The sequence below is a fragment of the Neisseria sp. P0014.S002 genome (assembly GCF_051958295.1).
Lineage (GTDB): Bacteria > Pseudomonadota > Gammaproteobacteria > Burkholderiales > Neisseriaceae > Neisseria > Neisseria flavescens_B.
Window position 1 is genome coordinate 1 of the sequence record NZ_JBQCVO010000144.1, and the last position, 230, is coordinate 230.

General features: G+C 48.7%; 1 protein-coding gene. It reads right to left on the reverse strand.

Features of this window, described 5'->3' with window-relative positions:
• The coding region (locus ACTHSX_RS10930; RefSeq protein WP_440377757.1) for an EF-Tu/IF-2/RF-3 family GTPase at positions 1-230 on the reverse strand (230 nt) is incomplete at both ends.

Sequence of the window (230 nt, forward strand, 5' to 3'; positions counted from 1 at the left end):
TCTGCTTTGAATTTGGTGTGAGGAGTGATAGTACCTGGTTTAGCCAATACTTGACCACGCTCTACGTCTTCACGTTTAGTACCACGCAGCAATACGCCTACGTTGTCGCCTGCTTGACCTTCGTCCAGCAGTTTGCGGAACATTTCAACGCCGGTACAAGTGGTTTTTTGGGTTTCTTTCAGACCTACGATTTCGATCTCGTCACCAACGTGGATGATACCGCGCTCTAC